Source organism: Pilosibacter fragilis (assembly GCF_032490495.1).
GTDB lineage: Bacteria > Bacillota > Clostridia > Lachnospirales > Lachnospiraceae > Pilosibacter > Pilosibacter fragilis.
Window position 1 is genome coordinate 26,858 of sequence record NZ_JAVYJB010000004.1, and the last position, 19,253, is coordinate 46,110.

General features: G+C 50.5%; 15 protein-coding genes. 12 read left to right on the plus strand and 3 right to left on the minus strand.

Annotated elements, in window-relative coordinates:
* The first annotated feature begins 116 nt into the window (after window positions 1–116).
* Window positions 117–1,349, plus strand: a complete 1,233-nt coding sequence (locus ABCW45_RS04550) for a TolC family protein (protein WP_343220376.1) — start codon at window positions 117–119, stop codon at window positions 1,347–1,349.
* Between the two features lie 12 nt (window positions 1,350–1,361).
* Window positions 1,362–2,639, plus strand: coding sequence for a TolC family protein (locus ABCW45_RS04555; RefSeq protein WP_117469117.1), 1,278 nt, complete (start codon window positions 1,362–1,364; stop codon window positions 2,637–2,639).
* Here the strand turns inward: ABCW45_RS04555 and spoIIR are convergent.
* Window positions 2,629–3,411, minus strand: a complete 783-nt coding sequence (gene spoIIR, locus ABCW45_RS04560) for a stage II sporulation protein R (protein ID WP_117503648.1) — start codon at window positions 3,409–3,411, stop codon at window positions 2,629–2,631. The two genes, ABCW45_RS04555 and spoIIR, sit on opposite strands and share 11 nt — an antisense overlap.
* A gap of 257 nt (window positions 3,412–3,668) precedes the next feature.
* Between spoIIR and ABCW45_RS04565 the strand changes: the two genes are divergently transcribed.
* The 3 genes from ABCW45_RS04565 to ABCW45_RS04575 all read left to right on the plus strand — a co-directional run bounded on the left by ABCW45_RS04565 (window position 3,669) and on the right by ABCW45_RS04575 (window position 6,310).
* Entirely contained in the window at window positions 3,669–4,730 is a 1,062-nt protein-coding gene (locus ABCW45_RS04565; RefSeq protein WP_117551746.1) for a D-alanine--D-alanine ligase family protein, read from the plus strand.
* A gap of 69 nt (window positions 4,731–4,799) precedes the next feature.
* Window positions 4,800–5,246, plus strand: a complete 447-nt coding sequence (locus tag ABCW45_RS04570) for a YwiB family protein (RefSeq protein ID WP_117469120.1) — start codon at window positions 4,800–4,802, stop codon at window positions 5,244–5,246.
* Window positions 5,247–5,368: 122 nt separating this feature from the next.
* Window positions 5,369–6,310, plus strand: coding sequence for an AEC family transporter (locus ABCW45_RS04575; RefSeq protein WP_343220377.1), 942 nt, complete (start codon window positions 5,369–5,371; stop codon window positions 6,308–6,310).
* A gap of 85 nt (window positions 6,311–6,395) precedes the next feature.
* Here the strand turns inward: ABCW45_RS04575 and ABCW45_RS04580 are convergent, their stop codons facing one another.
* Window positions 6,396–6,857 (minus strand): hypothetical protein, encoded by a 462-nt coding sequence (locus ABCW45_RS04580; protein WP_015553212.1) that lies wholly within the window; start codon window positions 6,855–6,857, stop codon window positions 6,396–6,398.
* A 398-nt stretch (window positions 6,858–7,255) separates the two neighbouring features.
* Here ABCW45_RS04580 and ABCW45_RS04585 point away from each other — a divergent pair, with 398 nt between their 5' ends.
* Complete coding sequence (locus ABCW45_RS04585) at window positions 7,256–8,704, plus strand: M20 family metallopeptidase (protein WP_117503681.1); 1,449 nt, start codon at window positions 7,256–7,258, stop codon at window positions 8,702–8,704.
* Between the two features lie 143 nt (window positions 8,705–8,847).
* On the opposite strand, the gene ABCW45_RS04590 is transcribed toward ABCW45_RS04585, so the two are convergent.
* Entirely contained in the window at window positions 8,848–9,969 is a 1,122-nt protein-coding gene (locus ABCW45_RS04590; RefSeq protein ID WP_021904522.1) for a DUF362 domain-containing protein, read from the minus strand.
* Between the two features lie 309 nt (window positions 9,970–10,278).
* Here ABCW45_RS04590 and ABCW45_RS04595 point away from each other — a divergent pair, with 309 nt between their 5' ends.
* From ABCW45_RS04595 to ABCW45_RS04620, 6 genes are all read left to right on the plus strand, one after another.
* Window positions 10,279–11,940 (plus strand): glycoside hydrolase family protein, encoded by a 1,662-nt coding sequence (locus tag ABCW45_RS04595; protein WP_343220378.1) that lies wholly within the window; start codon window positions 10,279–10,281, stop codon window positions 11,938–11,940.
* 235 nt (window positions 11,941–12,175) lie between these two features.
* Window positions 12,176–13,513, plus strand: a complete 1,338-nt coding sequence (locus ABCW45_RS04600) for a dicarboxylate/amino acid:cation symporter (protein WP_117469123.1) — start codon at window positions 12,176–12,178, stop codon at window positions 13,511–13,513.
* A gap of 259 nt (window positions 13,514–13,772) precedes the next feature.
* Window positions 13,773–15,470, plus strand: a complete 1,698-nt coding sequence (locus ABCW45_RS04605; RefSeq protein ID WP_343220379.1) for a LytS/YhcK type 5TM receptor domain-containing protein — start codon at window positions 13,773–13,775, stop codon at window positions 15,468–15,470.
* A gap of 207 nt (window positions 15,471–15,677) precedes the next feature.
* Window positions 15,678–16,493, plus strand: a complete 816-nt coding sequence (locus ABCW45_RS04610) for a LytR/AlgR family response regulator transcription factor (protein ID WP_343220380.1) — start codon at window positions 15,678–15,680, stop codon at window positions 16,491–16,493.
* Between the two features lie 166 nt (window positions 16,494–16,659).
* Window positions 16,660–18,096, plus strand: a complete 1,437-nt coding sequence (locus ABCW45_RS04615) for a carbon starvation CstA family protein (protein WP_144364056.1) — start codon at window positions 16,660–16,662, stop codon at window positions 18,094–18,096.
* Between the two features lie 139 nt (window positions 18,097–18,235).
* Window positions 18,236–19,246 carry an ATPase P gene (locus tag ABCW45_RS04620; RefSeq protein ID WP_343220381.1) on the plus strand — a complete coding sequence of 337 codons (1,011 nt, stop codon included), beginning with the start codon at window positions 18,236–18,238 and terminating at the stop codon, window positions 19,244–19,246.
* The last annotated feature ends 7 nt before the right edge of the window (window positions 19,247–19,253 follow it).

The window sequence follows — 19,253 nt, forward strand, 5'->3', positions numbered from 1 at the left end:
GGAAGCCGGGGTGAATAAAATTGCCACCGGATTGCCGTATTTGGAAAGAAAATGTAAGAGAAATGTTATTGCGTTTCTGCGATGAAATCGTTATGCTCATAGATGGAGGGAAACCTATGAGACAGAATCAATGGAAAAAGGCAGGTCTGACCGTGCTCTCAGCCGTTTTTATGGGAAGTCTTTCCCTGGCGGCAGCGGGTACCGGAATTCCTGCGTTAGCTGCGACGAAGGATGTCGCGGTCACAGAATATGACGAAGCAGCGCTTGAAAAGTTTAAGGACAATACCCTGGAATACTGGGAGCTCCCGGGACTGATCGAGAGGTATAATACGGATTATCAGAACCAGCTGCAGAAGTATTATTACAATCCGGGCGGATCCACGGGCCTTACAAAGGACCAGATGTTAGCGCTGGCGGCGGATCTCCGCGCGGAGGCGGATGAGCTGGAGAATGACGCGGATGATCTGAAAAATGACAGCTCAACCCGCAGCGAATATAAAGAATATAGGACAAACATGCATGCCCTGCGCGCTTATGCGCAGCAGCTGGAAGATACCGCAAATGGAAAAAAGAACGGCGGCTCAGCACTCCGCGGACTTCGTATCGCGAGAAATGAGAAGACAAAAACCGCAAGGGAAGCGATGCGCACTTATGAGACATTAAAGGATCAGTATGATATTGCTGTCTTAAATCAGGAGATCGCAAAGCAGAATTATGAGGCGGCACTGAAGAAAAAAGATCTCGGAATGATGTCAACGGAAGATGTTCTGACCGTAGAAGATGCCTTAAATTCCGCAAACGGAAGTGCGCTTCAGGCGGCATCCAGTCTAAACAGCCAGAAGCAGACGCTGATCACGATGTTAGGCTGGGAGTACAACGCGGACCCTGAGATTACAAAGGTTCCGGAACCGGATCTTACGGTGATCGATTCCTTCGATCCGAAGAAGGACGAGGCGAAGGCCATCGAGATGAACTATACGCTGTATGATACAAGAATGGCAAAGGCCAGTTCCTCCGGCGGAGCAGTAAAGAAAGCCAGAAATATCAAGGACCAGGAAGATTCTATCCGTTCTTCCCTGGATCTTATGTACCAGGACGTAAAGCAGAAACAGAAAGCCTACGAGGCATCTGAGACGCTTTACGGAGCCGCAAAGGCCGACAAGGCAGCTGCTGACAGGAAAAATGCCCTCGGAATGATGAGCCGCCAGGAATACCTCCAGGCGGAGTCCGCATGGCTTTCCAGTGAGGCATCCCACACAGCGGCAAAGCTCGACCTTACAGGAGCAATCGAAAACTATCAGTGGGCGCTTGAGGGACTTCTCGATATCGGTTCCTCATCGCAGAGCTAAAGGAGAATCAGAATGAAAAGAAATTTGACAGGACGTGTGATTCCGGCAGCACTTGCGCTTGCGCTTGCGGCAGCGCCTGTGAACGCTTTCGCAGCGACGAAGGCGGTTCAGGCGACCGGTGTTGCGGATGAGAACGGATTTATATCCCAGCCGGGAAATGAGTACGATGACGCGACGATGAAGAAGCTCGCGGATAACATGCTGGAATATGACGAGATCGGGAAGCTTGTTGAGGTCTACAGCCCGACGTTTAAGACAGTGAAAGAGACATATTCCGATAAGAAGGACGCAGCAAAGGATGTCGTGAAGCTGAAATCAAAATTACTGGATAGTTCGGGAGAGCTTGCGGATACGGCAAGTACACTGAAAGGCTCTCTTGACGCAGCCAAAGAGATGATCGGTAAAGTTCCGGCAATGACTCCGACAAACTACGCACAGCTCTATTACAGTTCAGAACTCATGGACTACCAGGCAGACGCAATTGCGCTGCAGGGCGACAGCCTGGAACAGGTATCCCCGGAGCAGATGCATATCAAGCTTGTGGACAGCACCCGCGCGGCGCTGACCGCCGGCGCCCAGAGCGCCATGATCGGCTACAAGCAGTTAAAGCTCAACGAGGAGAGCTTAGAGAGCGGACTCACACTCTTAGAGGCAGTCTACCAGTCCACCCAGAACCAGGCAGCCAACGGTCTTGCGACCCAGAGCCAGGTCCTTTCCGCGAGACAGCAGCTGGAGTCCACCCAGGCAACGAAACTGACACTGACATCCAGTGAGCAGAAGCTCCGTCAGACCCTCTGCACGATGCTCGGATGGAAGTATGACGCAAAGCCGGAGATCAAGGATGTCCCGGCAGCTGATCTTACAAGGATCGACGGAATGAACCCGGAGAAGGACAAACAGGCGGCGCAGGACAACAACTTTACGATCCGATACAACGTGCTGGACCTCGACAACAAGGACGCAGGCTCCGTCGAGTACCAGAACTTACAGCGCACGATCAAGCAGGAGAAGGAAGAAGTCGCGTCCTCCCTCGTAAACCTTTACAACGACGTTCTCCAGAAGAGAAACGAGCTCCAGACAGCAAAGGCAGCTTACGAGCTGGAAAAGACGAAGATGGAGACTGCCGAGAGAAAATGGCAGTTAGGAACCATCGGACGCCTTGAGTATATGCAGCAGCAGAACTCCTTAAAGACAAAGGAGATCGCGGTGAAGACCGGAGACCTCTCATTGTTCCAGGCGATGGAGACCTATGACTGGGCGGTTAAGGGAAACTTAAGTCTTAGTCAGTAAGCTGCGGATGCGCTGAAAATAGTTCAGCGATCCGAAAACGGACTTTCACAGTGGGCAGGGAAGATGTTTCCTGCTCACTTTTTTTACCCGAAGTTTTGGCAGTATTATCAGGGGTGGCTGCAGAGGCGATAGCTGTATGGGAAGTGTGTTCGCCAGTGGCCGCTGGGCTGGTGCTTTTCAGGAAACAGGCCGGTCTTGCCTTTAGCAGCGACTGAAAATCGTCCTCCGGGATCAGATTTTTCAACATTTCCTTCGATTCCTCCGGCATCGACGCATGAACGCTGTCCGTGTAGCATAAGGATGGGTACAGAACGCACCAGAAGTTGTGCCCGGCACCGTTCCCGATGGTCACCCGGACGGCTTCATACATCCCGGCGGGAAATGTCATGTCCCCGTAGGTGCGCACCGGAAACCTGCAGGTCTCGATCCCCACATGTACAGCGTAATCATACCCGAAGCTGTGGATAAAGTCTTCTGCTGCGGCTTCCAGTGTGGAAGATTCAGACAGGATATATGCTTTCAGCTCCTCTTTTCCGGAAATCTGATCTGCGGCGGCACCGTCCCGGATCTTTTCCAGCAGAAGATCCTTTACGCAGAGCTTTAACGCCTGGTCTTTGGCGGAATCACTGTTCGCGAGAACATGGAACCGCAGGATCTTTGGGGCAATATCCGCCGCCAGAGCCTCGTCCCGCGCCCGGATGCCGGACATGGAAAGAAGAAAACAGATCAAAAAACACAGGAAAGAGAGACTGAGCTTACAGGTTCGTTTCATAGATACACCTTCTTTGCTTTTTACTTTTTATGTCAGAGGCAAATGTTATTTCCTGTTTGTAATTATTACCAGTTGTGCTATAATCTAAACGATAACATGTCAAAACAGCCCGTCCAGTGCCAGTGCATCGGGGGAAATGATTCGGGTGCACAGTGGTCCTGTAAGGAATCTGCCGGCTTTGCTGACCGGGATCACGCGCCAAATCTCACGGACGTTCGACTTGAATAGAAAATCAGAGAGGAATCAAAAAAAACATCATGGAAAAGAAAAATATCGTTGTCCTGTTTGGCGGACAGTCATCTGAGCATGTAGTATCCTGTATGTCTGTACAGAATGTGGCAGCAAATATCAATGAGGAGAAATATAATGTGATCCTCGTCGGGATCACGGAGGACGGACACTGGGTAAAGGTGGACTCCTTAAGCCAGGTCAAAGATGATACCTGGAGAGAGTCAAAAACTGGGGCGGTGCTGTCTCCGGACGCAAAGGAGAAATGCCTGATCGTCACAGAGAACGGATCTTTTGAGAAGATTCCGGTGGATGTGGTATTCCCGGTCCTTCACGGTCTCTACGGTGAGGACGGAACCGTACAGGGAATCCTTGAGCTTGCGAAGGTCCCGTACGTCGGCTGCGGCGTTCTCGCTTCCGCGGTATCGATGGATAAGCTTTCCACAAAGCGCATGGTAAGCGGACTCGGCATCTGTCAGGCAGCTTACGTTTCCGTTATGAAAGCGGAATTAAAGGATATGGATGCGGTTATCGCGAAAATCGAAAAAGAGATCCCATATCCGGTATTTGTAAAGCCGTCTAACGCCGGTTCCTCCAGAGGTGTTACAAGAGCAGACAACCGAGAAGAGCTGATTACCGGTTTAAGGGAAGCAGCTGACAATGACCGCCGTATCCTCGTAGAGGAGATGATCGTGGGCCGTGAGATTGAGTGCGGCGTATTCGGTGACGGTGATTCCACGAAAGCCTCCGGCGTGGGTGAGATCCTTGCTGCGGCTGAGTTCTATGATTTCGACGCGAAATACTACAATGCGGAGTCCAAGACCGTCGTTGACCCGGAGCTTCCTGACGGAGCCACAGAGCGTGTCCGTGAGGATGCCGTTAAGATCTTCAACGCGGTGGACGGCTACGGCTTATCCCGCGTGGATTTCTTTGTAAAGGCCGACGGAACGGTCGTATTCAATGAGATCAACACACTTCCGGGCTTCACCGCCATCAGCATGTATCCGATGTTGTGGGAGGCAAGAGGTGTAGACAAGAGACAGCTGATCGACGATCTGATCGATCACGCGTTTCGGAGATATGAGAGATAAAAATGTTCACAGCGGTCCGTGCCTGAAGCTGTGCGGACCGTTCAAAATGATATATCAGGGGAGATTTACATGACAAAGGATATTTTAGTCCGTGTCCGGGGGGTACAGACGATCGGTGAGGAAGAGGACACGGTCGAGATGATCACCCCGGGGACGTATTATGTGAAAAACGGCAAGCAGTATCTGATCTATGATGAGTCGCTTGACGAGACGGGCACACCGACCCACAATACGGTGAAAGTGATGGAGAACCGGATCGAGGTCATGAAACGCGGACTTGTGGAGAGCCACATGATCTTTGAACCCGGAAGACGGACGACAGCAAACTACCGGACGCCGATGGGACTGTTCCTGATGGGGATCACGACTTCCCTGCTTGAAGTTGAGGAGGACGAAGAGTCCATTCTTCTAAGAATCAAATATTCCATGGAGATGAACGGGGAGTATGCATTCGACTGTAATACAGAGATCCTGGCGTCATCAAGAAAAGAAGAGGTATTGGGAATCCCGATGTAACGGAAAACGGATGTGAGGTATTGGAAGGTTACAGGATAAAAAAGAAAGGACGCAGCGGGTCCCGCGGACTGTATTTGGAAAGATCGCGGTCAAAGGGGAAGCTGTGAGAGGACAAACGATGTATGGAGAGTTTTTTAGTCGCGGTTAATGCGGTCATCCCGTTCTTCTGTTATCTGGCGCTCGGATATACGATGAAGATCAGAGGAATTGTGAAAGAGGAATTTTTACAGAAGCTGAACCAGATGGTCTTCCGGGTATTTTATCCGTTTATGACCTTCTACAATATTTATAAAGCCGATGCCGAGTCGCTTCCGAGACCATTGCTTTTGATCTTCACGGGGGCCAGCATCCTGATCGTCGAGGCGATCCTGATCGTGATCATTCCGAAGATCGTAAAGGAAAACCCCAGAAGAGGCGTTATCATCCAGGCGATTTTCCGAAGCAACTTTGTTCTGTTCGGACTGCCGCTCACGATCGCGGTATTCGGAGATTCAGCGGCATCGATCGCGGCTATGATGGTTACGGTCGTTGTGTCGATCTACAATACCACATCGGTATTTATTCTTGAAATGTTCAACGGAGAGGGAAAATCAGATATTAGGAAGACACTGAAGGCGGTGGCAACGAATCCGCTCCTGCAGGGTGCCATCGTGGGTCTGATCTTCTTTTTCCTCGGGATCAAGCTTCCGGGAAGTCTTGTGACCCCGATCGCAGCGTTCTCCAATATGACTTCTCCGCTGGCGATCTATGTGCTCGGTGGAACCTTACAGTTTAAGGCAATCCGGAAAAACCTCAAATATCTGGTTCCAACGCTTACCTGCAAGCTGTTTATCCTTCCGGCGATCATCATCGCGATCGCTTACGCCTTTGGACTTCGTGGACTTGAGCTGTTCCTTCTGATCGCTGTCTACGCGACACCGGTTGCAGCCGCATCCTACCCGATGGCGCAGAATATGGGCGGTGACGGAGAGCTTGCCGGACAGTTTGTCGTGATCAGTACGGCGGTGTCCATGTTTACACTGTTCTTATGGATCTTCTTTATGAAGTCTGTAGGATTGATTTAAAATCAAATAAAAAAGCCCTGTCTTCTGGATGAAACTAAATTCATCAGAAGAGGGGGCTTTTTTATTTTGTCTTTTTCTTGTCGATTCAGTCTTTTTTGAAAATTCCTTTGATACGCTGACCGATCGTTTTCTTCTTCGGAAGCGGGATCAGTCCTCCACGCGGAACGGACTTGATCGCTGTGATGTAAAGACCGCTGATCTCAACCTTGACCTCAGTCTTTAACGGGAGCTGAAGGAAGACCTTTTCATCGGCGATCATGGTCATGATCTTTGTACCGATTTTTGCTTTAACTACCGGAACCTTCATCCACTTTGCATACCATGGAGTCTGCTCATAAACGATCGGCGGGAGTCCGGCTTCCTTTATTTTCAACTTTTTCTTGTCGATCGCCATCAGACTCACAGTCTGCTTAGCGGCATCGATCGCGCTCTGCTGTTCTACCTGGCGCTTTTCCATCTTACGTCCGAGGAAGTAAAGCACAGCGAGGACAACGACAAGGATCAGGAGAATGACAAGAATGACATTTGCTACGATACTCCAGTTCATGTGGATACCTCCAGTGTGTTCACGTTCGCCCTGTATCACAGGGCATTACCTGTAAATTATACCATCGCAGGTATAAAAGCGCAAGCTTAATTTGATTCAGCAGAAAGCCAGCAAAAAGCCATGTCCAAAAAACTCCGAAGCCGGAAGCGGCTGTGAAGAGCAACATAAATAGAGGAGAAAATTTGATATAATTAAAACGGAAAATTTACTTTACACACAAAAGAATAAAAAGGTTGCGCATTATGGAATAAAATAGTATAATTATAGATAACTGGTTGCGTATTGCGCAAAAAATCAGAATAACTCGAATATGCAAGTTCGAGGGCCGCTTTTAGAAAAAATGAAAAAAGCAGTGCGGACAACAGCCGGAAATCATGTACAGGAAAGGTGATATGGAGATGGGAAAACAGACAGCTTGGGAAGAAATTGATAAGAAATCCAGCGAGATCTTTACCGCCAGCGACGAGATCTGGGGCTGCGCGGAGACTGCCTTCACGGAAGACAAGTCGATGAAGATCCTCTGCGATGTTCTGAAAGCAGAAGGTTTTACAGTTGAGACAGGTCTTGCGGATGTAAAGACGGCATTTAAGGGCACGTTTGGTTCCGGAAAACCTGTGATCGGTATCTTAGGCGAGTTCGATGCCCTGTCCGGACTGGATCAGGAAGCGGGAGCTACCGAGAAGATCGTTGTGCATGATGGCGCCAGCGGACACGGCTGCGGACATAACATGCTCGGCACAGCGTCCCTCTCCGCGGCGATCGGAATCAAAAAATATCTGGAAGAAAGCGGAAAACCGGGAACCGTGATCTATTTTGGCTGCCCGGGTGAGGAAGGCGGATCCGGAAAGGCATTTATGGCGAAAGGCGGAGTGTTCGCAAACCTTGATGCCGCGATCACATGGCATCCGGGAGATTTAACGCAGGCCGACACGGGAAGCTCCCTCGCAAACTATCAGGTAGCGTATAAATTCTATGGAAAGAGCGCCCACGCAGGCGGCGCACCGCATCTTGGACGAAGCGCCCTTGACGCGCTGGAACTTATGAACATGGGTGTCCAGTTCTTAAGAGAGCATGTGGTTCCGGAAGCGAGAATCCACTATGCGATCACAAACACCGGCGGATACTCCCCGAACGTTGTACAGCCGTACGCGGAAGTTCTGTATCTGATCCGTGCCCCGAAGAACAGTCAGGTGGAGGAGATCTATCAGCGTGTCAACAAGATCGCTGAGGGTGCTGCCCATATGACAGAGACCCGCGTGGAGATCGATTTCGTAAAGGGCTGCTCGAACCTTATGAGCAACAAGGTGATCGCGAAGGAACTCTGGGACAACCTTGTGGAGCTTGGCGCTCCGGAGTACACGGAAGAGGAGATGAAGTTTGCCAAAGCCATCAGCGAGGGCGTTGGCGACAGCCGTTTTGAGTCCTTAGAGAAGATCGCAAAGAACTGCAAGGACAAAGCAGCTAAGGCGGAAGTCCTTTCCCATAAGGGCGAGAGCATGTACCGCTTTGTCGCTCCGTTCAACCCGGACGGAATCATGTCCTTCGGTTCCACGGACGTCGGTGACGTGAGCTGGAACTGCCCGACTGCCCAGGCCTACGTTGCTACATGGGCGGCTGGAACACCGGGCCACTCCTGGCAGGTTGTTTCCCAGGGCAAGAGCGGACTGGCACACAAGGGACTGATCTACGCGGCAAAGGCAATGGCAGGCGCAGCGATCGATATGTATGAGGATCCGGAGATCATCGCAAAGGCGAAAGCGGAGATGGAGGAAGAGCTGGATGGCGACACCTATCACTGCCCGATTCCGGACGGATGCAAGCCGAGAGCGATTGGAATGAAGATGTAAAAAATTGATGGATGCGATTGAGCGGGAATAGATCTTTCCGGCGAACATGAAGGGAATGACGCGTTGCAATCGTACATAAAAAGCGGGGAGAAGTTCCGTAAAATGGAACTTCTCCCCGTTTTTTATTTCAAGGAAGATCCTGATCAGATCCGTTTCAGCTCATACTGTCTTGTGCCGAGACCGATCTTTTCCGCCTGATCGAGAGTCGCCTGCCATTCGATATTTGGGTTGGAATCCTTGAAGTGATCATGGTGGCAGTGCCATCCCGGCTGGGAGAGATGTTCTCCAAGCTGGCTATTGGCGATTGGAGCTGCCTTCAGACAGGCATCCGCGCAGGCCTGGTCCAGAGCGACCGGATCGAAGCTCGCGAACATTCCGATATCCGGAAGGATCGGGGCATCATTTTCACCGTGGCAGTCACAGTTCGGGCTGATATCCTGCACAAGGGAAATATGGAAGCACGGGCGGTCATAACAGACAGCCTGCGCGTACTCTGCCATCTTGCGGTCTAAAAGCTCGTTGGCATTGTAGTTCGGGTTGTAGATAGCATCAAAGCTGCAGGCACCGATACAGCGGCCGCAACCTTTGCACTTGTCATAATCGATGACGGCTTTCTTATTTACATATGTAATAGCATCGCTTCCGCACTCCTTCGCACAGCGTCTGCAGCCGCGGCAGAGCTTCTCACGGACGGACGGCTTTCCGCTTGCATGCTGCTGCATTTTTCCGGCACGGCTTCCGCAGCCCATACCGATGTTTTTGATGGCACCACCGAAACCGGTGGATTCATGACCTTTGAAATGGGTCAGGCTGATAAAGACGTCGGCGTCCATAACCGCGTGGCCGATGAAGGCCGTCTTGCAGTATTCTCCGTTTACGACCGGAACCTCCACCTCGTCAGTTCCGCGAAGACCGTCACCGATGATGATCTGGCAGCCGGTGGAGATCGGGTTGAAGCCGTTGAGGTTTGCACAGTCTAAGTGATCCAGGGCATTTTTTCTGCTGCCCGGATACAGGGTGTTGCAGTCGGTCAGAAACGGCATGCCGCCCTGTTCCTTACAGAGATCCGCAACGGCTTTCGCGTAGTTCGGACGAAGGAAAGCGAGGTTTCCGAGCTCACCGAAATGCATTTTGATCGCGACGAATTTTCCGTCCATGTCAATGTTTTTGATTCCTGCAGCAACGCAGAGCTTTTTCAGCTTGTCCAACTGGCTGGTTCCAACCGAACACCGGAAATCGGTAAAATAAACCGTTGATTTTTCCATGCTTATAAAGTCCTCCTTTAATAAATGATTCGCAACGCTCCATTACCGTAAAGTCTGCGTTTTACTGCGGCGAGTACGGCCGGCGCGACCAGTGCGGTCAGCGCGCAGCCTGCTGAACCGTTACGATCTTTCTAATAAAAGTATCACCGTAAGTCTTAAATTAGTCAAGGATAAATTTTGCGGAATTTTTTTAGGATAAATTTTGCAGAAATTTTTATATTGTGGTATAGTAAACGGGAATCGGTGTGTGCCGATGCATACCAGAAACAAAAAAGGAAGCTGTGAAGAACAGTTATAAAAGGTGATTGTATGAACATAAGAAAACTGGCAAGACCAGCGGCAGCGCTTTTGGCCGCCGCAGCCCTGATGGCGGGGATCCCTGAACTTCGGATGGAAGCGCAGGCGGCATTTCCGGAATACTTAAAATCCGTGACCTACTTCGGCGATGCCTGGCCGATCAACTACTGGGGAACTGAAGATGATAACATGGGGGCAAATTTTGCCCGCATCAAGGCGGACGGCTTCAACAGCATCATTCTCGTGATCCCGTGGAGAGAGTTTCAGCCTGGGGATATGGGAAATATGTACAATGAGGCTGCTTTCGCCAAGCTCGATCAGGTCATGAAGTGCGCGGATGATCACGGACTTATGGTGACGCTGCGGATCGGTTACTGCTGGGATTACAGCGGTGAAGCGTCCCTTCCGGAGCGATATGCCGGTGTGGTGCAGGACGGAAGCAATGACAGGAAGATGTGGATAGATTACTGTAAGACGATCTATGACCGGGTATCCGACTACGGGAACTTTCAGGGTGGATTTATTACCTGGGAGGACTTCTGGGACTATACGTCAAACATGGACCGGGATCTCACTAGAGCCCTCAGTATCCGTCTGGCATCCAGATGCGGATATCAGGATTACCTGAAGGCCCACTACTCCCTTGCGGAGGTCGGCGCGGTCTACGGAAAGACATTCCAGGATTATTCCGAGATCTGGATCCCGGAGAGAAAGCGCCCGGAGGCGAAGCTGTTTTTTGAGTTCTATGACAGCTTTTTAAATAAGCTCCTCTCCGAGAGTCAGGAAGTGTTCCCGGGACTATCCATGGAAATCCGGTCCGACGGCGACCCGATCTACCAGCTGGACGGAAGCCATACCTACTATTCCCACTCCGCCACGTATCCGTGTGCCGATGCAGAGTACTCCGCTCTTATGTACAGCGTGTCCCTCGGACAGCAGAACGTAGGAGACCATATTTCCGCGGAAACAGCGCTGGCATCCATGCAGAACAGCATGAACGGTCTGGTGGAAAAGAGCGGAAAGAAGTATTTTATGGAGCAGTTCCTCTATGCGGATTCCACAGAGGCATTCTCCTACAATACCCAGATCGAGGAGTCTCAGGTGGCGGACTTTGTGAAGAGATCCGCTCCGATCTTAAAGGATACTACCTGCGGCTACGGTCTCTGGGTATACCGGAATTATGTAAATGATTGTGTATACAATGGCCAGTTCGCGCTGGGACTCACGGGGTGGGATACTACCGGAAATGTTGAGAAAACGGAACATGACGGGTCGAAGGCAGTCACCCTGTCAAAAGACAGTGTGCTCAGCCAGAATGTCCATGGGCGTCTTGGAAAAAGGGACAAGATCTATGTAAAATTCTGGGCGGCACCGAAGAACGGTGCAGCGAAGGTCACCTTCCAGATCGGTGACGCTAAAAAGTCGGTCCAGGTGACGGAAGCGGGAAATTATGAGTGTTCCATCCCGTGGCAGGAAAACTACAATCTCTCGATCACGACAGACCGAAGCGTGACACTGGACAATATTAAAATGTATTCCCACGAGCAGTACGGCAGGATCTATGACACAGACGGCAACGAGCAGGATCTCGCGGCGGCGTTCCGGGAGTTAAATGCGGCACTGGATCAGACACAGACTTTGGAGCCTGTTCCGGCAGCCGATTCCAGTAAATAAAATTTCTGTAAAAAAAACATAAAGAAATTTGAAATTCCTACTTGCGGAATTGCTCAGACTACGATATAATCTCCGGGATAGTTTGACAGGGATCGAGAAAGACCTGTCAGTGTCCCGGAGATTTTTATGCGGGCAATGAGTCTAAGCCTGTGTCTGCATATCAGGAATGTTTTGGAGAGCCGCCCCAAAGCTTATGTTTCCGGGTGTGTTGCGCGGTTAAAAAAAGGAGGATTACATGGAGAAAAAGAAAAGTTCACTCGCTGTCAGAATGAGTATTTCCCTCGTCTGCGGTCTGGTAGCAGGTCTTCTGTTAATGTTCTTAAGAGAAAACCTCAACAGCACAGGCAAGGAAGCCGTATGGGCAACGATCAACAGCATCCTGTTCCAGGACATCACAGCGGCAGGCGCTGAAAAGGCACTCGGTATCTTCTATATTATCGGTCAGTTATTTATCCGTTCTTTACAGCTTGTCATCGTACCGATGGTATTCACATCCATCACACTTGCGATCGGACAGATTTCCGATACAAGAACTCTCGGCAGAATTTCCGTAAAAACGATCGCAGGTTTCCTGATCTGCTCTTTCTTCGCATTACTTATGGCGTGCGTAGTCGGAATCATGATCTACAATGCCGGTGTGTTCAATATTCAGGTGGAGGGTCTTGAAGGTTCTGCCGGATCTACCGGTTCCAACCCGTTAAATGTGATCCTTAACATTGTTCCGTCCAATATCACAGCGGTATTCAGTACAAACACTTCCGTTCTCGCGATCGTGTTCTTAGCGGTTTCCCTCGGTCTCTGCATGAAGGCAGTCGGCGACGAGAAGAGCGCAACATTAAAGAAGCTCATCACAGAAGTAAACGATATCGTTGTTGTATTCTTAAACTACGTTGTTACAAAGTTCGGTCCGTTCGCGATCTTCGTTCTCCTTGCAAGAACATTCGCGACATACGGAATCAACCACTTAAAACCGGCTCTGGCATACGTTGTCGTAACTGTTATCCTGCTTCTCTTATTCCTCTTCGTAGGATACCCGATCTTTGTAGCAGTTACAACAAAGCAGAATCCGGTGAAGTTTGCAAAGAAGATCTTCCGTGTAGCAGTATTCGGATTCTCCACTTCCTCCAGTGCGGCTGCTCTTCCGCTTAACGTGAAGACAACTACAGAGGAGCTCGGTGTTGATGAGAAGATCGCTTCCTTCGTACTTCCGCTCGGTATGACCATCAACATGAATGGTACCGCGATCATGCAGGTCGTTGCGACTCTGTTCATCGCAGGCTGCGCAGGATACGATGTAACCCTGTCCCAGCTCATCGTGATCGCTCTCTTAGCCCTGATCGCATCCGCCGGTACACCGGCAGCTCCGGGCGCAGGCGCGATCATCCTGTTCACAATCCTTTCCGGCCTTGGCTACATCAACGACGGTGCACTCTTAGCATACAGCCTGATCCTTGCGATCAACCGCCCGATCGAGATGTTAGTAACGGCGCTTAACGTTGTCGGTGACTCCGCAACCGCGATCTACGTTGCGAAATCCGAGGGAATGTTAAACGAGGATATCTACAATTCATAAGGAAAATACCGGCCTGGTTTACGGTCGGTGTGCAAAGCTCCGGAAGACCTGAGGGAAGAAGCCCAGGTCTTCCGGAGTTTTTTTATGTAACAGGAAATCCTGGGGAATTCCAAAGATGTGCACTCACGCGAAGATGTAGATTGTCGCAAGCGACCGCGCTTCACATTTTCTGAACAAATAAACAGAAAAATATGATATGATAAAAACATGTGAAAGAGGCAGACAAGAACATCCAGTCTGCGGGGACAGGGGGAGCTTTATGACAGGAACCATGTTTTTCAACATGCTTTTAAATATCGGACTGCTGGTGCTTCTGGCAACGCTGCTCACCAATATGGCATCGGTGCGGAAGCTGTTCCGGGGAGAGAATAGCACGATCGCCCAGAAGATGGCGTTGGCAGTGATCTTCGGTGCCATCAGCATCGTGTCGACCTACACAGGGACAAAGACCGGCGGGGCCATCGTCAATACCCGCGTCATCGGCGTCCTGACCGCGGGGATCATGGGAGGACCGTTTGTCGGAATGATGACGGCACTCATCGCCGGAGCCCACCGGTTCCTGTTTGATATCGGCGGCTTTACAGCAGCCTCCTGCGCGGTTTCAACGCTGGTGGAAGGCGTGCTGGGAAGTCTGGTCTATAAAAAGTACAAGGCAGGAGAGATGGACAGCGTCGATCTGTTTTTCCTGACTGCAGAGGCGGAGATCCTGCAGATGGTGATCATTCTGATGATCTCGAAGCCTCTCGGCGCGGCCATGGAGCTTGTGGGAAAGATTGCCGTCCCGATGATCGTCATGAATTCTGTGGGAATGGTGCTCTTTTTCAAGACCTTTGATATGGTATATATGCGAGAGGACAGTCTGTTTGCGGAGCGGATGCGTCTTTCCATGGGAATCGCGGACAAGAGTCTCGTCTATCTGAGAAAAGGTTTCGGAAAGCGGGAAAATATGGAAGCTGTGACCGATATCATTTTTGGTGAGATCCCATGTCAGGCGGTGATCATCACGGATGAAAAGGAAGTTCTGGCGGTGAGTTCCCTGATCGATGACAGCCGTTTCCGCCGGGAAAAGTTTCTGGAACATCTGACAGGACCGGCAAAAGGAATGAAAGCAGAATGTATCTGGGAGGAAGATCTCGATGAGGAGATACGGCCGCTGTTTCACTCCCTCGTGACGGTGACAGTTCCGGTCATGACCGGAGATGAGAAGATCGGAAGTCTGTCCATTGTCGTGAAAAAGAGACGCCGTGTGGAACGAAGCATCGGGGATTTTCTGGAGGAACTTGCGAAGATGTTTTCCACACAGTTAGGGGTCTACAATGTGGAATATCAGAAAAAATTGCGGAAAAAAGCGGAGTTTAAGGCGCTGCAGTCTCAGGTAAACCCGCATTTTCTCTACAACGCGCTGAATACGATCTCCTGCATCTGCGATGAGGATGCGGGAAAGGCCAGTGACCTGATCTTAACGTTAGCGTCCTACTACCGTCAGACTCTGGAGAACGACCAGTACATGCTGGATATCGATACGGAGATCAACCATGTCCGGACGTATCTGGAGATCGAGAAGGCGAGATTTGAGGAGAAGCTCCGGGTGGAGATCAACGTGGAAGACGGTCTCTCCTGTCAGGTCCCGTCCTTTATCCTGCAGCCCATCGTGGAGAACGCTGTCCGGTATGGAAACAGTGCGGACGGGGTGCGCAGAGTGGAGATCTCGGCAAAACGGGTGCAGAGCGGAACCGGAGAGGATCTGGTGCGGATCGGGGTCAGAGACCATGGAAAAGGTTTTGAACCGGAAGAGGCAGAGAGGATCCTGACAGGAAACAAGACCGGCAGCGTGGGATTAAAAAATGTGAATGAACGTTTGAAGAGTACATACGGAAAGCGTTATGGACTGGAGATCCGGGATACGGATGACGGGGCGGAGGTTTCGTTCTGTATTCCGCATCAGGCAGCGGGCTGACAGGAAAATACTGTGACCGGACGTAACTATTCAGTACCTTCATAGTTACGTGCAAAAATCCATTCCAGATCAGCTTCGCTGATGGGATTTTTGCCTTCCAGCCTATGTTTTCTTACGGTCAGCGCAGCAAGTGCGCAGACCTACTGAACAGTTACGACCGGGCTATTTTATACATTGGGGAAATTATGAGAGACAGGGGGAGATGTTTTGAAGATCGCAGTGATCGATGATGAGAGACCGGCAAGAAAAATGCTGATCCGCAGGGTAAAGGAAGTGCTTCCGGACTGTGAGATCACGGAAGCGGAGAGTGGAGCGGATGCCTTAAAGATGTTTAATGAGTCAGATTCGTTTGATCTGATTTTTGTGGATATGGACCTCGGGGATATGGAGGGGACGACGCTGGCGGCCACGGCAAAAAGACTGTTTCCCGGGGCGAAGATCGTCTTTGCCACCGCCTATTCCCAGTATGCCGCGAAAGCGTACGAGATGGAGATCGATGATTATATTTTAAAACCGTTCGATCCGGAGCGGGTGCACCATGTTGTGAAAAAATGCATTGGGGAAGGAAAACGTGATCCCGCGGGGAAAATGGAGGAGCAGGAGGAAAAAACGGAACCGGCAGCAGCAGAAAAACAGGGGGCAGAGCAGGGAAACGCAGGTGTGGAAGAGAGGCGCGAAGCAACGGTATTCGGCAAGATCCCTGTGACGGCCAGCCGCGGAATCCTGTTTCTGGAGATCGCCCAGATCGTGTATGCGGAGACCGACGGACACGGGTGTGTGGTCCACACCACATCGAGATCCTATGAGGTCAACCAGCTTTTGGGAGAACTTGAGAAAAAGCTGGCGGACTTCGGATTCTTCCGGATCCATAAGAGTTATCTCATAAATCTGTCATTTATTTCGGAACTTTTTGCAGGCAGCGGAAACGGACTTTCCGTACATATGAAGGGGTATGAGAGCCGGGAACTCCCGGTGGGAAGAGAAAAACTGAAAACATTAAAACAGCTGCTGAAGATCAGCTGACAGAAAGAGAAGCTGCGGCACTCCGTTCATGACGAAAGGAGTGCCGTTTGTGCAGATAACCATGCTGTTCATGCAGACCACCTTTAAATATTGTGCAAAATATACTATAATACATTTGCTTGAAGAAAAAGAACTAAGCATAATGTATATTCAAGGAGGGATTTGTATGATTAGTTTTCTCGTCTGTCTGGCACTTTTGATCGGAGGTTACTTTGTTTACGGCAACCTCGTAAATAACATTTTCAGTCCGGATGACAGAGAGACACCGGCAGTCAGAATAAACGATGGTGTCGACTATGTAGTCATGCCCCAATGGAAACTCTTTCTGATCCAGCTTCTGAATATCGCTGGTCTGGGCCCGATCTTCGGAGCCATGCAGGGTGCATTGTGGGGACCGGTCGTATTCCTGTGGATCACCTTCGGTACGATCTTTGCCGGCGGTGTTCATGACTTCTTCTCCGGCATGATGTCCGAGAGAAATGACGGTGCTTCGATCTCAGAGGTATGCGGAATCTACCTCGGCGGCCTGATGCAGAACGTGATGCGTGTATTCAGTGTTGTACTTCTCGTCATGGTCGGTACTGTTTTCGCGGTTGGTCCGGCCGGTCTGATCGTAACTCTGTTCAGCAATGGCGGAGCACAGGGTCTGGTCGTAAACAAAGAGATATGGCTCTGGATCATTCTGGCTTACTACTTTATCGCGACCTTTATTTCTATCGACAAGATCATCGGTAAGATCTATCCGATCTTTGGTATCTGCCTGATCATCATGGCACTCGGTGTTGCTTTTGGTATCTTCACAAAACCGGAATATGTGATCCCGGAGATCTGGAGCAATTTCAGAAACATGCATCCGAGCGGAACACCGGTATGGAGCTTCATGTTCATCACCGTTGCCTGCGGCGCGATCTCCGGTTTCCACGCAACACAGTCACCTCTTATGGCGCGTTGTATGAAATCTGAGAAACAGGGTCATTTCGTATTCTACGGCGCAATGGTATGTGAAGGTATTATCGCCCTGATCTGGGCAGCAGCAGGATGCTCTCTCTACGAAGTGACAGGTGGTTTAAACACAGGTCTCGCGGAGATCATGAAGAACGGTCAGTCCGCGGCCATCTATGATGTCTGCCAGAAGACCATGGGCGGTGTCGGCATTGCTCTTGCCATGTTAGGTGTTATCGCCTGCCCGATCACTTCCGGTGATACAGCATTCAGAAGCGCACGTTTAACACTTGCTGACTGGTTCAAGGTTGACCAGAAGAACTGGAAGAACCGTCTGCTTCTCTGCGTACCATTACTTGGAATCGGCGCTATCGTTGGACATATGGATTACAGCATCGTATGGAGATATTTCAGCTGGACAAACCAGACACTGGCTATGATCGTTCTCTGGACAGCAAGCATGTACCTCTACAAGGCAAAGAAGAACTACTGGCTCACAGCAGTTCCGGCAACCTTCATGAGCGCTGTTTCCATGACATATTTCTTCTGCGCAAAAGAGTGCTTAAACCTTGGAACTGCAGTTGCGTACCCGGTAGGTATCGTACTTGCGGTCGTATTCCTTGGAATCTTTATCCGCGCAACGAAGAAACAGACAGCATAATGTAAGATTATAATGACACGAAAGACAGGCTGCAAAGCTGGGAGTGTCTGACTGCAGATGATGCAGAAAGTATAAGCTGCCCCGGTGAAAGGCTGAGGGCAGCTTATACTGGTTATTCAGTATTTGGGAGGCGAGAGTTATGTTCTTAAAACCGGCAAAACTTGGAGAAAAAGAGATTCCGGAGAGTATTCTTTCAGAGGACAAAAAGCACTGTAAGAAGATCGGTCCCTGCGGAATCGGAAAAGAGGCATTATACCTCAACAGCTTTTATCTGGAGCGGCGCTTCTACATCCCGGTATCTTCCGTCTCCCGTGTCTTTAAGCGCGTGGCGATGAGCAAAGGCGGATTTACCGGAAAAGGCCTGTTTGCCACCATGCCGTATCTGGTGGTGGTCTATGAGGATGGTAAGGAAAAGCAGTGCAACTTTAAATATGAGGATCAGGTTGACGCTTTCGTGGCATCCGTGAAGGAACGGTTCCCGCAGATAAAGACCGTGAGTGAAGCGGCGGAAAAGCGCCTTGCGGAAGCTGAGAAAAAGCAGGCGGAGAAATGTCTCATTCCGCTTTCTGAGCAGGCGAAGGAGACGGTAAATGTTCTGGAACAGGCAAAAGCAGCCCTCACGAAACGGTTGTCCCTGTTCACAGAGCTCACCAATGCGGCAAAGAAAAAGAGAACGTATGAGAAGACAAAGCCGTTTTACAAATGGCTCGCTTTATTCATGGTAGTCATGGGGGCGGCGGCGCTTGTATACGGCGTATTGTCCTTTATGAACCATGACGCGTTTGCCGTATACTTTGTCCTCTTTGGAATGGCGGCGATCTTCCTGTTCTCCGGAGCGAATGTCATGCCGACGAGTACGAATAACCGGAAAGCCATCGAAAAACGTCTTGCGGCGGCGGAAAAAGCCGTTACGGGGTATGTGGACAGCCTCCATCTCGGACTTCCGGTTCCGGCCTGTTACCTTCATCCGGTGACCGTAGAGCGGATGCAGCGTGCTGTCCGTGAGGGGCGCGCCGAGTCTGTGGAGGACGCGTTTGACGTTGTAAAAAATGATCTGAAAAAGACCAACGCGGATGTATCCGTCACCCAGGAGGAATTCGATGAGATCATGGCGATCAAGCCGGTCTTTCTGGTCAGAGATTACGTGTAGATGAAAA

Excerpts from the sequence above, each read along its gene's own strand:
- ABCW45_RS04550 (WP_343220376.1), top strand. The coding sequence starts at position 117 with ATGAGACAGAATCAATGGAAAAAGGCAGGTCTGACCGTGCTCTCAGCC.
- ABCW45_RS04555 (WP_117469117.1), top strand. The coding sequence starts at position 1,362 with ATGAAAAGAAATTTGACAGGACGTGTGATTCCGGCAGCACTTGCGCTT.
- spoIIR (WP_117503648.1), bottom strand. The coding sequence starts at position 3,411 with ATGAAACGAACCTGTAAGCTCAGTCTCTCTTTCCTGTGTTTTTTGATC.
- ABCW45_RS04565 (WP_117551746.1), top strand. The coding sequence starts at position 3,669 with ATGGAAAAGAAAAATATCGTTGTCCTGTTTGGCGGACAGTCATCTGAG.
- ABCW45_RS04570 (WP_117469120.1), top strand. The coding sequence starts at position 4,800 with ATGACAAAGGATATTTTAGTCCGTGTCCGGGGGGTACAGACGATCGGT.
- ABCW45_RS04575 (WP_343220377.1), top strand. The coding sequence starts at position 5,369 with ATGGAGAGTTTTTTAGTCGCGGTTAATGCGGTCATCCCGTTCTTCTGT.
- ABCW45_RS04580 (WP_015553212.1), bottom strand. The coding sequence starts at position 6,857 with ATGAACTGGAGTATCGTAGCAAATGTCATTCTTGTCATTCTCCTGATC.
- ABCW45_RS04585 (WP_117503681.1), top strand. The coding sequence starts at position 7,256 with ATGGGAAAACAGACAGCTTGGGAAGAAATTGATAAGAAATCCAGCGAG.
- ABCW45_RS04590 (WP_021904522.1), bottom strand. The coding sequence starts at position 9,969 with ATGGAAAAATCAACGGTTTATTTTACCGATTTCCGGTGTTCGGTTGGA.
- ABCW45_RS04595 (WP_343220378.1), top strand. The coding sequence starts at position 10,279 with ATGAACATAAGAAAACTGGCAAGACCAGCGGCAGCGCTTTTGGCCGCC.
- ABCW45_RS04600 (WP_117469123.1), top strand. The coding sequence starts at position 12,176 with ATGGAGAAAAAGAAAAGTTCACTCGCTGTCAGAATGAGTATTTCCCTC.
- ABCW45_RS04605 (WP_343220379.1), top strand. The coding sequence starts at position 13,773 with ATGACAGGAACCATGTTTTTCAACATGCTTTTAAATATCGGACTGCTG.
- ABCW45_RS04615 (WP_144364056.1), top strand. The coding sequence starts at position 16,660 with ATGATTAGTTTTCTCGTCTGTCTGGCACTTTTGATCGGAGGTTACTTT.
- ABCW45_RS04620 (WP_343220381.1), top strand. The coding sequence starts at position 18,236 with ATGTTCTTAAAACCGGCAAAACTTGGAGAAAAAGAGATTCCGGAGAGT.